Here is a 13,397-nt window from a genome sequence, read left to right on the forward strand (position 1 = left end):
CAACGGCGTTATTCAACCGCAAGCAACGTATCAAAGCGCGAAATAGTTGCGGGCCGGGTCGAGAAGACCTGGCTATTGGGGCAAGGCGAAGGCGCGCGGAACGACTTCAGCGCTTGCCGAAAAGTGCCGACCCCACCCGCACATGCGTTGCGCCCATGGCGATGGCCGTTTCGAAATCGCCGCTCATGCCCATGGAGAGGCTCGCTACGCTGGCCTCCTTCCCCAGTTGTGCGAGAAGCGCGAAATAGGGGCCCGCGGGTTGCCCGTCGGGCGGAATGCACATCAGTCCCACGATATCGAGCCCGTGGACCGTGCGGCAGCGCTCGACAAAGGCCACGGCCTCGTTGGTCGGGATGCCGGCCTTCTGCTCCTCGCCACCGATATTGACCTGCACGAAACATGGCAGGCGCCGCCTGGCCCTCGACATCTCCTCGGCGAGCATCGCCGCCAGCTTGTCGCGGTCGACCGTCTCGATGACGTCGAACAGGGCCACCGCCTCGCGGGCCTTGTTGGTCTGGAGCGGGCCGATCAGGTGAAGTTCAAGATCGCGATAGCGCTCGCGCAGGGCAGGCCACTTTTCCTTGGCTTCCTGCACGCGGTTTTCACCGAACACACGCTGCCCCGCCTTCAGGAAGGGTGCGATGGCGTCAGCCCCAAAGGTTTTGGAGACCGCCACCAGCTCAACATGCTCGGGCGGGGCGCCGAAGCGGCGGCGCGCCTTTTCCATGCGGGTTTTGATATAGCCGAGAGCTGTGGCAGCGGCGTCGACGCGATCGGCCATAGGAAGGCCCCGTTTCTGTTGACCTTAAAGGGGATTTCTGGTGATGGTCCGGGTAGCCAAAAACCCTTAAAAACGCAAGCTGCGCCGCCCCTTGCGGCACGCCAAGCGTCAAATCTTGCAAGGACGACGACAAGTGAGCGGCGAACGCTACAATCCGCGCGAAAGCGAACCGAAATGGCAGAAGGTGTGGGACGAGCAGAAGAGCTTCGTCACCGCCAATGACGATCCGCGCGAGCCTTACTACGTCCTCGAAATGTTTCCCTATCCGTCCGGGCGCATTCACATGGGCCATGTGCGCAACTATTCCATGGGCGACGTGGTGGCCCGCTACCATCGCGCCCGCGGCAAGAATGTGCTGCACCCCATGGGCTGGGACGCCTTCGGCCTGCCGGCCGAGAATGCCGCCATCGAGCGCAAGACCCATCCGGGCACCTGGACCTACCAGAATATCGAGGCGATGAAGGCCCAGTTGAAGTCGATGGGGCTGTCCATCGACTGGACGCGCGAGATCGCCACCTGCTCGCCCGACTATTACAAGCACCAGCAGGCCATGTTCATCGACATGCTGGCCGCCGGGCTCATCACCCGCAAGTCGTCCAAGGTCAACTGGGACCCGGTCGACATGACTGTGCTGGCCAACGAGCAGGTGATTGACGGCAAGGGCTGGCGCTCCGGCGCCGTGGTCGAGCAGCGCGAACTGACCCAATGGTTCTTCAAGATTTCCGACTATGCCGAGGACTTGCTGGAAGCGCTCGACGGCCTCACCGGCTGGCCGGAAAAGGTGCGCACCATGCAGCGCAACTGGATCGGCAAGTCTGAGGGCCTGCGGCTGCTGTTCGAACTGGTGGCCTCCGACAAGACCGCTGCGACCAGCGTGGAAGTCTTCACCACGCGTCCGGACACCATTTTCGGTGCCTCCTTCATCGGCCTCTCGCCCGACCACCCGCTGACCACCGAACTGGCTGCCAATAACCCTGCCCTCGCCGCCTTCGTGGCCGAATGCCATCGCCATGGCACCGCCACCGAAACGCTGGAAAAAGCAGAAAAGCAGGGCTTTGACACCGGCCTGCGCGTGAAACACCCGGTCATCGAGGGCGAAACTCTGCCGGTTTACGTCGCCAATTTCATTCTCATGGACTACGGCACCGGCGCCATTTTCGGCTGTCCGGCGCATGATCAGCGCGACCTCGACCTGGCCCGCAAATACGGCCTGTCCGTGATCCCCGTCGTGCTGCCGCCGGGCGCCGATCCGGCGAGCTTTGCCGTCGGCGACGAAGCCTATGTTGACGCTGGCAACATCTTCAATTCCACCTTCCTCGACGGCCTTTCCATCGACGAGGCCAAGAGCAAAATCGCTCAATATTTCGGCGCGCGAAGCGTCGACGGCAAGCCGCAGGGCAGGATCGAAACCAATTATCGCCTGCGCGACTGGGGCATTTCCCGCCAGCGTTACTGGGGCTGCCCGATACCGGTGATTCACTGTGAGGTCTGCGGCACCATTCCCGTGCCCAAGAAGGACCTGCCGGTGGTGCTGCCCGAGGATGTCAACTTCGACAAGCCCGGCAATGCGCTGGACCACCATCCGACCTGGAAGCATGTTCACTGCCCGCATTGCGGCGCTGCGGCCCGGCGCGAGACCGATACCATGGACACCTTCGTGGATAGTTCGTGGTATTTCGCCCGCTTCACCGCCCCGCAGGCCGATACGCCGACCATCCCCGATGTCGCCAATCGCTGGCTGCCGGTGGACCAGTATATCGGTGGCATCGAGCATGCGATCCTGCACTTGCTCTATTCGCGCTTTTTCACCCGCGCCATGAAGGCCACCGGCCATGTCGGGCTGGACGAACCCTTCAAGGGCATGTTCACGCAAGGCATGGTGACGCATGAGACCTATAAGGGTCAGCAGGGCGAATGGGTGCCGCCGACCGACGTGATCATCGACAGCGGTGGCGAGGCGCGCACCGCCAGGCACATCCAGACCGGCGTGCCCATTGCCATTGGCTCGGTCGAAAAGATGAGCAAGTCCAAGAAGAACGTCGTGGACCCCGACCAGATCGTCGCCACCTACGGCGCTGATACGGCGCGCTGGTTCATGCTGTCGGATTCGCCGCCGGAACGCGACGTGCAATGGACAGAAGCCGGCGTCGAAGGCGCCAGCCGTTTCCAGCAGCGTGTCTGGCGCCTGGTCAACGATAGTGTTGAAATTTCGAAACAACCCACCGGCACTGTTGCGCCAGATGATGCCGATGCCAAGGCGTTGCGGAAGATCGTACACCGCGCCGTCGCCGGCGTTGCCACCGATATCGAGGGTCTCGGCTTCAACCGCGCGGTCGCCCGCATTTACGAGCTGACCAACGCGCTGGCCAAGGCCCGCGACAGCCAGCCCGGCCCAGCCCTCGCATTTGCGCTGGCCGAAGGCGTCGAGAGGCTGGTGCAGCTGATCAACCCGATGATGCCGCATCTGGCCGAATCCTGCTGGGAAGTTCTTGGGAAACAAGGACTTGTGGCCGATGCCGGTTGGCCCGAAGTCGATCCGGCGCTGCTCGTCGACGACGAAGTAACCTTGCCCATCCAGGTCAACGGCAAGCGCCGCGGCGAAATCACCGTGCCCAAGGGCATGGCGGCGGCGGAGGTGGAAACGCAGGTTCTGGCGCTGGACGTGGTTCAGAAGGCTCTCGACGGCAAGACACCCAAAAAGGTCGTTGTCGTGCAAGACCGCATCGTCAACATCGTCGTTTGAGATGACGGCGCTCAAAGCCCATGAAGTGGCGCGCTACCTGGCGCGTCCCGATCTCAGCGAGGGAATTTTTCTCGCCTATGGGCCCGATGGCGGCCTGGTGCGGGAAACTGCCCAGCGGCTGATCCGCTATTTCAGCGGCGACGATCCGGCCTCAGCCAATGTCACCATATTCGATGGGCCGGAGCTGCAGGCCGACCCATCTCTACTGGTGCTCGAAGCGCGCTCGGTGTCGCTGTTCGGTGGCAAGCGCATCATCCGCGTGCGCAATGCCACCAAGAGCATCGTCATGCCCCTCACGGAGCTGCGCGACGATCCGGGTGGTACTGCGATTGTGCTTGAGGCCGATAACCTCCCCCCACGCGATGCCTTGAGAGCCCTGGTGGAGGCGGCAAAGCTGGGTCGCGCCCTTCCCTGCTACCCGGATACCGACGAAACGCTGCTGGCGCTCATGCGGGACACGTTCAATCAGGCCGGCATCCGCGCGGACGCCGACGTCGCGCCCACCCTGCGCGACATCCTCGGCAATGACCGCGAGATCACCAGACGAGAACTGGAAAAGCTGGTGCTCTATGCGGCGTCAAACAAGACGCTGACCCGCGAGGACGTGCTGTTGCTGTGCGCCGACAACGGCGCGCTGGCCATCGACGCCATCCTGGATTCCACCGGCGGCGGCCACGCCGAAAAGCTCGAACTGGCCCTCAATCGGGCTCTGGCCGCCAATGTCAATCCGCAGCAATTGCTTGCCATGCTCAATACGCATTTTGGCAACCTGCGGCGCTGGCGCGTCGAAGTGGATGCGGGCAAGTCGCCGCGATCCGTGCTCGATGGTTTAAGGCCCAAGCCGCATTTTTCGCGTCTGGGTGCCCTAGAGCAGCAATTGCGGCTCTGGACGGATCCAAGCCTTGCGACCGCCACCGAGAGGCTGTTGCAGGCCGTTTCCGACACGCGCCGACGTCCGCAACTGGCCGATGCGGTTCTGCGTCGGACGACCCTGGCGCTCTGCATGATGGCAGCCACGCATTAGCAAAAAACCGCCCTCAACAGGGCGGTTTCACGTGGAACAGCTTTCAGAACAAGACCTTAGTTCACGCGGCCGATGAGCCTCAGGCAGATGTCGTCGAGCTGCTCGAGAGTCTTGTAGCGGATTTCCAGCTTGCCGCCACGTTCGGAATGATTGAGCGCCACGCTCAAACCGAGAGCGTCAGCCAGCTTGCGCTCCAGCGCCAGCGTATCCGCATCACGCGCTTCCGTATCCACCACGGGCTTTTTCCGCGGCAGGTCTCGCTGCTGACTGAGGGCTTCTGCCTCGCGCACCGAGAGGCCCTTGTCGACGATCTGCCGCGCCAGGGCAGCCGGATCCTCGACGGTAATGAGCGTCCGGGCGTGGCCAGCCGTCAGCGTGCCTGACGCCACCATGCCCCGCACGTCCTCCGGCAGGCGCAGCAGGCGCAATGTGTTGGCCACGTGTGATCGGGACTTGCCGATGACTTGGGCCAGATCCTGCTGGGTGTAGTCGAACTGTTCGATCAGCTGGCCATAGCCCATGGCTTCTTCCAGCGGGTTGAGATCGGCGCGCTGCACGTTCTCGATGATGGCGAGTTCGAGCGCTTCCTTGTCGTCGACGTCCCGAATGATCACCGGAACGTCGTGCAGACCCGCCTTCTGCGCAGCGCGCCAGCGACGCTCGCCGGCGATCAGCTCGAAAATGTTGGGGTCGTCGGTCGGCCGCACCAGCAGCGGCGACATGACCCCTTTTTCACGGATCGAGTTCGTCAGTTCCTCGAGCTGCTCGGCATCAAAGGTACGGCGCGGATTGGCGCGATTGGCGATAATGAAATCGACCGGCAGCTTCTTGCCGCCGGAACCCATTTCGGTGACACGCGCCCCCTCGATGGCCGCCATGTCGCCAATCAATGCCGCAAGGCCCCGGCCCAGACGCGTTGGTTTGTCGGTCATATCAGCTCCTAGGCAGCGGCCAGCCGCCGTTCGCGGCGGATGACTTCAGTGGCGAGGCGCAGATAGGCCTGGCTCCCAGCACATTTCAGATCGTAGAGCAAAGCCGGCTTGCCATAGGATGGCGCTTCGCTGAGGCGGACATTGCGGGGGATGACGGTCTCATAGACCAGCTCACCCATCTCGCTGCGCACGTCGTGGAGGACCTGCTCGCTGAGATTGTTGCGCTTGTCGAACATGGTCATAACCACGCCCTGGATGGAAAGGCGCGGGTTGAGCGTCGAGCGAATCTGCTCGATCGTCTGCAGAAGCTGGCTGAGACCTTCCAGCGCGAAGAATTCACACTGCAACGGCACCAGCACCGCGTCTGCGGCCACGAGGGAATTGACGGTCAGCAAGTTCAGCGATGGCGGACAGTCAATGAGAATGTAACTGACCTCCTGGTCGTTGATCCGGAGCTCGTCGAGCTGCTTGAAGGCGTTGCGCAGTTTGAAGGCGCGATCAGCCTGACCGGCAATCGTCAGTTCAACGCCGAGGAGGTCCATGGTCGAGGGCACGATGGCCACGTTGGGGACGCTGGTCATGATCGCCGCTTGCGGCACCGTGGCTTCGCCGACCAGCACGTCATAGGCGGAAACGGCGCGATCGTTACGCGAAATTCCGAGACCCGTCGAAGCATTGCCTTGCGGGTCGAGATCGACGATCAGGACGCGCTCGCCAATAGCCGCCAGCGCGGTTGCCAGGTTGATGGCTGTCGTGGTTTTGCCCACGCCGCCTTTCTGATTGGCCAAAGTCAATATCCGGGGTGCCAAATTGGCCTCCGTCTGCCGCTAACTTACTGATTTCCCGCGCAAGTTGGTAATCTCGACGATCACGCCGCCCGGATCGGTATCACTCTTAGTTACTATCACGTCATGGTGCCACTGCGCACTCGATTCCGCGAGCTCTTCAACATGTTCTCGCCCCTTGTGCAACAAGGCACGCGTTTGGGGGCCGAAAAATGGTGCGATCCAAGCGCACAATTGCGGCATTGCCGCCAGCGCGCGCGATGTGATTACGTCAGGCACACCTGTTTCACGTGAATCAATCTGGTCGCTGCGCCGGCCGATGACCGTGACGCTGAGATCGAGTTCGCGGGCCACCGTCCGCAGGAAGCTGACTTTTCGCGCCGTCGGTTCAATCAGCACGAAATGCCGGTCGGTTCCCTTCGACCCAATTGCCATAGGGAGAGCGGGGAAGCCGCCACCGCTGCCGAAATCGAGGAACAATCGATCTGACGGCTTGATGAGGGACAAAACCTGTAGACTATCGGCAAAATGCCGCGTCCAGACCTGGCTCAGTGTTTCACGTGAAACAAGATTCTGCACGGCCTGCCATTTGGTCAGCAGTTTGGCATAGGATTCCAGGTCAGCCGCCACGGCCTCGACAGGCCGGGAGAGGAAATCCGCATAGGGTCGGATGGCCGAGATATCCGCCATCAGCTCGCCTTGCGCACGGTGCCGCGTCTGATGACCGCTAGCAGAAGGGTAATTGCTGCCGGAGTCATGCCATCCATCGCCTGCGCCTGCGCGATTGTCTGCGGACGCTGCTGGCTGAGCTTCTGACGCAGTTCCATGGAAAGCCCGGGAATGGCGACGTAGTCAATGTCATCGGGAATCGAACGTTGTTCGTCGCGACGGACGCTCTCGATATCCGCCTTCTGGCGATCGAGATAGACCGCATACTGCGCGTCGATGGCCACCTGTTCCAGAATGGAGGGCGCGATATCCGCCACTTCCGGCCACAGACGTGTCAGGTCATCCGCCTCAATATCCGGATAAGAAAGAAGCTCGAATGCACTACGGCGCTTGCCGTCCTCATTGACGGTGAGACCAGCCCTGCGTGCTTCGCTAGGCGATGCGGAGAGGGTGCCCAGCAGTATCCGCCCGGCCTTCAGCGCATCGGATTTTCTGCGGTAGACCGCCTCCCTCTTCTCGCCGACCAGACCCTTGTCCAAGCCAAGATCGGTGAGTCGCTGGTCTGCATTGTCGGCACGCAGGTGCAGGCGGAACTCCGCGCGCGACGTGAACATGCGATAAGGTTCGCTCACGCCGCGGGTCACCAGGTCATCGATCATGACGCCGAGATAGCTCTCGGTGCGCGAAAGGATCATCGGTTCGGCGCACTTCGAGGCCAGCGCCGCATTGGCGCCAGCCAGAAGACCCTGCGCCCCCGCCTCTTCATAACCCGTCGTGCCATTGATCTGGCCAGCCAGGTAGAGGCCGGGTTGCTTCTTGACCTCGAGGGTCGGCCGGAGTTCCCGCGGATCGACATAATCGTATTCGATCGCGTAGCCCGGGCGGATGATCTCGACCTGCTCAAGGCCGGGCATGGAACGGAGGAAGGCCTCCTGCACGTCAGCAGGAAGCGACGTCGACAAGCCGTTCGGATAGACAGTGCTGTCATCCAACCCTTCAGGCTCCAGAAAAATCTGGTGGCTGTTGCGATCGGCGAAGCGGACGATCTTGTCCTCGATCGATGGACAATAGCGCGGCCCGCGCGATTGGATACGCCCGGAATACATGGCCGAGCGATGGATGTTGTCGGCGATGATCTTGTGGGTTTCCGCCGTGGTGCGGGTGATATGGCAGGATATCTGGGGCGTGGTGATGGAGCTGGTCAGCGCTGAGAACGGCTCAGGCGGCGTGTCGCCTGGCTGTTCCTCAAGAACAGAATAGTCAATGCTCTTGCCTTCAAGGCGCGCCGGCGTCCCGGTCTTCAGGCGCCCGAGCGCCAGGCCGAGATTTTCGAGGCGGGTCGAGAGGCCGAGCACCGGCTTCTCACCCAAGCGCCCGGCTGGTGTGGTTTCTTCACCGCGGTGAATGAGGCCGCGCAGGAACGTGCCTGTCGTCAGCACCACGGCCTTCGTACCGTAGCGACGGCCATCGAGCAGACGGACGGCGGAGACGACGCCATTGGTGACTTCGATATCGTCAACTTCGCCCTCGATGACTTCGAGGTTCGGCTGGGTGACAATCGCGGCCTGCATGGCTTCGCGGTAGAGCTTGCGATCGGCCTGGGCACGCGGCCCGCGCACGGCCGGACCCTTGCGCCGGTTGAGCACACGGAACTGGATGCCAGCCTGGTCGGCGACGTGTCCCATCAACCCGTCCATCGCGTCGATTTCGCGGACGAGATGACCCTTGCCCAATCCGCCGATAGCAGGATTGCAGCTCATCTCACCAATGGTAGCGAAGCGATGGGTGATCAACGCCGTTGGAACGCCTAGCCGGGCCGAAGCCGCAGCGGCCTCCGAGCCGGCATGGCCCCCGCCGACAACAATGACGGCATAGTCAGTCATGGCAATTTCTCCAAGGCGCCTGACATAGGCCAATGTTTCACGTGAATCAATTGTCTTCGCCGTGTGGATCGACGCCGAATGTTTCACGTGAATCACTTTCGCCCGTCACTTGCCGATACAGAAACTCGCAAAAAGTCGGTCGAGCACGCGCTCGGCATCAATGCGACCAATGAGTCGTTCCAAGGCCGCTGAAGTGTGCCGCAGACTTTCAGCCGCCAGCTCCCAATCACCGAAGGCGCGCTTCGTTTCATCCAGGCCAGCCAGGGCCGCCGTGAGTGCGTCCCTATCTCGCGCGTGGCTCACAAGAGCGGGCTCACCACCCGCCAGGTCTTCCCCAAGACTTCGCAACCGGTTTATCACGTCATCTAGCCCGGCGCCGGTCTCGGTCGACACGACGAGGTCCTGGCCCGTAAGAGGTCCGAGATCGGCCTTGGTGGCTACAGTCAGAACGCGACCATGGGTTGCTGGCTTGGCGACGTCATCAGCATCGGGTGCTCGGAGCCAGAGAACGATGTCGGACTGAGCGATTGCCTGTTCGGCACGACGAATCCCCTCGGCCTCGGCACGGCTTTCGGTGTCGCGAAGACCGGCCAGATCGAGCAGGATGAAAAGCTGCCCGCCAATATCGAGCGGCACTTCTCGGACGTCGCGGGTAGTCCCCGCCTCGTCGGAAACGATGGCAATATCGGATTTGGCCAAGGCGTTGATCAGGCTGGATTTGCCGGCATTGGGTGCTCCCGCCAGCGCGACGCGGATACCCTCGCGCACGATCCTGCCGGAATCCACCGACGCCAGCGCCTTGCCGATCGCGTGTTCCAGGTCCTCAAGCTGAGCCTGCCAACTTACCGGCAGGTCGTCAGAAACGTCGCCTTCATCGGAAAAATCGAGGCGCGCTTCGATTTCTGCGCGTAGATCCAGAAGGGTGTCGCGCCACTGATCGATCTCACGGCTGAGGCCGCCGTCAAACCGGGCGAGCGCCTGCTGGCGCTGCTTCTCCGTGTCTGCATTGAGAAGATCGCCCAGGCCTTCGATCTCCACGAGATTCAGCTTGCCGTTCTCGAAGGCACGCCGGGTGAACTCGCCGGCTTCAGCCAGGCGCAGTCCTAACGCCCTAAGGTCGTTGAGAATTGCTTTTACGCCAGCCGAAGACCCATGCACCTGGAGTTCGGCACAGTCTTCACCGGTGAAGCTGTTCGGGGCGGGAAAGTAGGCCACGAGGCCCTGATCGAGGCGCCTAGAATGGCCGATATGGCGAAGGCTCATATGACGCGGTCGGGGAATACCGCCAGCAACGGCGTCTAAAGCGGTCCGGACCAGCGGCCCGGACAGGCGTATAACCGCCACTCCCGCCGGCAGGGTGCCGGAGGACAGTGCCATGATCGTGTCGCCTGACCGCATGGCGGCCGGCTAGGTGTTCATCGAGTCGAAGAAATCGGAATTCGTCTTGGTCTGGCGGACCTTGTCGGTGAGGAATTCCATGGCGTCGATCGTGCCCATCGGATTGAGAATGCGGCGGAGCACATACATCTTCCGGAGGATATCGGGCTCGACCAGCAACTCTTCCTTGCGGGTACCGGACTTGTTGATGTCGATGGCCGGGAAGACGCGCTTGTCGGCAACCTTGCGGTCGAGCACGATTTCCGAGTTACCCGTGCCCTTGAATTCTTCGAAGATCACTTCGTCCATGCGGCTGCCGGTATCGATCAGTGCCGTGGAAATAATCGTCAACGAACCGCCATCTTCGATATTACGCGCGGCACCGAAGAAGCGCTTCGGGCGCTGCAAGGCATTGGCGTCGACGCCGCCGGTCAGCACCTTGCCAGAGCTCGGTACGACCGTGTTGTACGCGCGTCCGAGACGGGTGATGGAGTCGAGCAGGATGACGACATCGCGTTTGTGTTCCACCAGACGCTTGGCCTTTTCGATCACCATTTCGGCGACCTGGACGTGGCGGGAGGCCGGCTCGTCGAAGGTAGAGGAGATGACTTCGCCACGCACCGAGCGCTGCATGTCGGTCACTTCTTCCGGGCGCTCGTCGATCAGGAGCACGATGAGGTAGCATTCGGGATGATTGGTGGCGATCGATTGTGCGATATTTTGTAACAATACGGTCTTACCAGTACGCGGCGGAGCAACGATCAGGGCGCGCTGTCCCTTGCCCAGTGGCGCCACGAGATCGAGGAGGCGAGCCGAGCGATCCTTGATGGTGGGATCGGGCAGCTCCATGCGAAGCCGCTCTTCGGGATAAAGTGGGGTGAGGTTGTCGAAGTTCACCTTGTGGCGGACGGCCTCGGGATCTTCGAAATTGATGGTCGAAACCTTGAGAAGGGCGAAATAGCGCTCGCCTTCCTTGGGAGAGCGGATTTCGCCCTCGACCGTATCGCCCGTGCGAAGGCCAAAGCGGCGGATCTGGCTGGGGCTGACATAGATGTCGTCGGGGCCGGGAAGATAGTTCGCATCGGGCGAGCGCAGGAAGCCGAACCCGTCGGGGAGCACCTCGACCACGCCTTCGCCAACGATGTTGATGTCCTGGGCTGCCAATTCCTTGAGAATGGCGAACATCAACTCCTGCTTGCGCATGGTCGACGCGTTTTCGACCTCGAGTTCCTCGGCGAATGCCAAGAGTTCAGCCGGGGATTTGGCCTTGAGCTCACTGAGCTTGATATTCTGCATGTATGCGAAACGACCCTTGAGGGATATCGGTAAGACTGGACAGTCACAAAGGAAGGGGAAGTTCGGCACCCGCGCAGCAACCGGGCGGTCGCGCAATCAGGGGATGCCGTTGCATTCATTTAGCCTGATCCGGCCGCAGTTTCAAGACTTCCTGCCGGACGCGAATCAAAATCGCCGGACCGGATTCACGTGAAACGCAGCGGACGAGTAAGCTAGAACGGCTTCACGATCACCGCGATGACAATGACGATGGCGATGACGAAGGGAATTTCGTTGATCGCCCGGAAGAACTTGTGGCTCCTCGTGTTCCGATCCTGCTGGAAGGCGCGCAACAGCGACCCGTAAAGCCCATGTACACCGCTGAGGGCAATGACCATCACCGCCTTGAGCCACATCCAGCCTTGGGAAAAATCGACAATGCCGAAACCGAAGGCTAGCCAGAGCCCGAAGATCCAGGTCGCGATCATGGCCGGGGTCATGATGCCCCGATAAAGCCGGCGCTCCATGACCTTGAAGGTTTCAGACTTCTCCGAGCCGACCGCGCAATCGGCGTGGTAGACGAAGAGGCGCGGCAGATACATCATCCCGGCCATCCAGGCGATGACCGAGATGACATGCAGCGCCTTGACCCATTCATACATGGCGAACTCCTCAACAGTTCGGTGGCGAATTAGCCGTTCTTGACCAGGTCGATTAGGCGCTCGACATGGGCAATCGGGGTTTCCGGCACGATGCCATGCCCCAGATTGAAAATATGCGGGCGGTCGGCAAAAGCCTCGATGATGGCACGCGCCTGGCTTTCCATGGCGTCGCCACCCACGACCAGCCGCAGCGGATCGAGATTGCCCTGCACGGGAAGGCTCGCCGGCAGCGCATCTCGCACGAAGTCCAGCGGGGTGGCGAAATCCACGCCCAGCGCATTGACCCCGGTCGTCGCCGCATACCGCCGGAGGTTCCCGGCCGCGCCGCGCGGAAAACCGATGATCGGCGCATTGGGCACGCGCTGGCGCAAACCCTCGACGATACGCCGGTTGGGCTCCATCACGTTCCGGGCAAAGCTTGCATCGTCGAGATTGAGCGCCCAGCTCTCAAAGAGCTGCACGACGTCGGCACCCGCCTCGAACTGGGCGGCAAGGTAGGTGATCGAGGTTTCAACCAGCACATCCATGAGCCGGTCGAAAGCAGCGGGATGCTCGAGCGCGAATTTCCGGGCCACCCACTGGTCGGGCGAGCCGCGGCCGCCCAGCATATAGGTCGCCACGGTCCAGGGAGCGCCGCAAAAGCCGATCAGCGTCTTGTCGGCAGGCAGTTGAGCGCGAAGTCGCCTGACCGTCTCCAGTACCGGCGCCAGATGCGCCATGGCCCTTTCGGGTTGAAGCCCCACGACGCCCTTCTCATCCAAAGCCTCGAGCAGCGGGCCTTCGCCGGTGGCAAAACGCACTTGCTGACCCAGGGCGTCGGGAATGACGAGAATGTCGGAAAAGAGAATAGCTGCGTCGAGGTCGAAGCGGCGCAGCGGCTGCAGCGTCACTTCCACGGCAAGATCGGGCGTATAGCAGAGTTCGAGGAAGTCCCTGGCCTGGGTCCGGGTCTGGCGATACTCGGGCAGATAGCGTCCGGCCTGACGCATGATCCAGATCGGGGGGCGCTCTTGCCGCTGTCCAAGGACAGTGGCGAGCAATTTCCTGTCGGTCACCGGAGCCATGCGTTCATCCCTTCAAAACCCGATAAAGAGTCTTTCTTAGCTTCGCTTCTTTATCTTTATGGCGGTGTTTAGCTGGAATTCAGCGTCACCCACAATCTCGGCCTTCGGTGACACTTGCGCGCAGGCGGAAGTTAACGAGGTGTGAACAGCTCTTAAACCTTACCCAAAGCTTAACGCCGCCACACCTCTTAACGAGAGGTTA

11 protein-coding genes are annotated in these 13,397 nt (G+C 61.6%); 2 read left to right on the forward strand and 9 right to left on the reverse strand.

The genetic code is table 11. The features are described from left to right. Positions 1-106: 106 nt before the first annotated feature. Positions 107-781 (reverse strand): YggS family pyridoxal phosphate-dependent enzyme, encoded by a 675-nt coding sequence (locus tag JEQ47_RS17785; protein ID WP_198877755.1) that lies wholly within the window; start codon positions 779-781, stop codon positions 107-109. A gap of 133 nt (positions 782-914) precedes the next feature. Between JEQ47_RS17785 and leuS the strand changes: the two genes are divergently transcribed. Continuing rightward, positions 915-3,524, forward strand: a complete 2,610-nt coding sequence (gene leuS, locus JEQ47_RS17790) for a leucine--tRNA ligase (RefSeq protein WP_198877756.1) — start codon at positions 915-917, stop codon at positions 3,522-3,524. Position 3,525: 1 nt separating this feature from the next. Next, positions 3,526-4,548 carry a DNA polymerase III subunit delta gene (holA, locus tag JEQ47_RS17795; RefSeq protein WP_198877757.1) on the forward strand — a complete coding sequence of 341 codons (1,023 nt, stop codon included), beginning with the start codon at positions 3,526-3,528 and terminating at the stop codon, positions 4,546-4,548. 56 nt (positions 4,549-4,604) lie between these two features. Here the strand turns inward: holA and JEQ47_RS17800 are convergent, their stop codons facing one another. The 8 genes from JEQ47_RS17800 to hemE form a co-directional block, all read right to left on the reverse strand. After that, the gene (locus JEQ47_RS17800; RefSeq protein WP_198877758.1) at positions 4,605-5,480 is read right to left on the reverse strand and encodes a ParB/RepB/Spo0J family partition protein; all 876 of its coding nucleotides are present in this window, start codon (positions 5,478-5,480) and stop codon (positions 4,605-4,607) included. 8 nt (positions 5,481-5,488) lie between these two features. Further along, positions 5,489-6,289, reverse strand: coding sequence for a ParA family protein (locus JEQ47_RS17805; RefSeq protein ID WP_198877759.1), 801 nt, complete (start codon positions 6,287-6,289; stop codon positions 5,489-5,491). Between the two features lie 18 nt (positions 6,290-6,307). Beyond that, positions 6,308-6,955 (reverse strand): 16S rRNA (guanine(527)-N(7))-methyltransferase RsmG, encoded by a 648-nt coding sequence (gene rsmG, locus JEQ47_RS17810; protein WP_198877760.1) that lies wholly within the window; start codon positions 6,953-6,955, stop codon positions 6,308-6,310. Next, on the reverse strand, positions 6,955-8,817 hold the full coding sequence (mnmG, locus tag JEQ47_RS17815) for a tRNA uridine-5-carboxymethylaminomethyl(34) synthesis enzyme MnmG (protein ID WP_198877761.1): 1,863 nt from the start codon (positions 8,815-8,817) through the stop codon (positions 6,955-6,957). The genes rsmG and mnmG overlap by 1 nt, the downstream gene beginning before the upstream one ends. Positions 8,818-8,922: 105 nt before the next feature. Beyond that, the gene (gene mnmE, locus JEQ47_RS17820) at positions 8,923-10,194 is read right to left on the reverse strand and encodes a tRNA uridine-5-carboxymethylaminomethyl(34) synthesis GTPase MnmE (protein WP_236020935.1); all 1,272 of its coding nucleotides are present in this window, start codon (positions 10,192-10,194) and stop codon (positions 8,923-8,925) included. Positions 10,195-10,224: 30 nt separating this feature from the next. Then, the gene (gene rho, locus JEQ47_RS17825) at positions 10,225-11,490 is read right to left on the reverse strand and encodes a transcription termination factor Rho (protein ID WP_198877763.1); all 1,266 of its coding nucleotides are present in this window, start codon (positions 11,488-11,490) and stop codon (positions 10,225-10,227) included. A 212-nt stretch (positions 11,491-11,702) separates the two neighbouring features. Further along, complete coding sequence (gene hemJ, locus JEQ47_RS17830; protein WP_198877764.1) at positions 11,703-12,131, reverse strand: protoporphyrinogen oxidase HemJ; 429 nt, start codon at positions 12,129-12,131, stop codon at positions 11,703-11,705. A gap of 29 nt (positions 12,132-12,160) precedes the next feature. Then, positions 12,161-13,195 carry a uroporphyrinogen decarboxylase gene (gene hemE / locus JEQ47_RS17835; protein ID WP_198877765.1) on the reverse strand — a complete coding sequence of 345 codons (1,035 nt, stop codon included), beginning with the start codon at positions 13,193-13,195 and terminating at the stop codon, positions 12,161-12,163. Between the last annotated feature and the right edge of the window lie 202 nt (positions 13,196-13,397).

The organism is Devosia sediminis (genome assembly GCF_016411825.1).
Lineage (GTDB): Bacteria > Pseudomonadota > Alphaproteobacteria > Rhizobiales > Devosiaceae > Devosia > Devosia sediminis.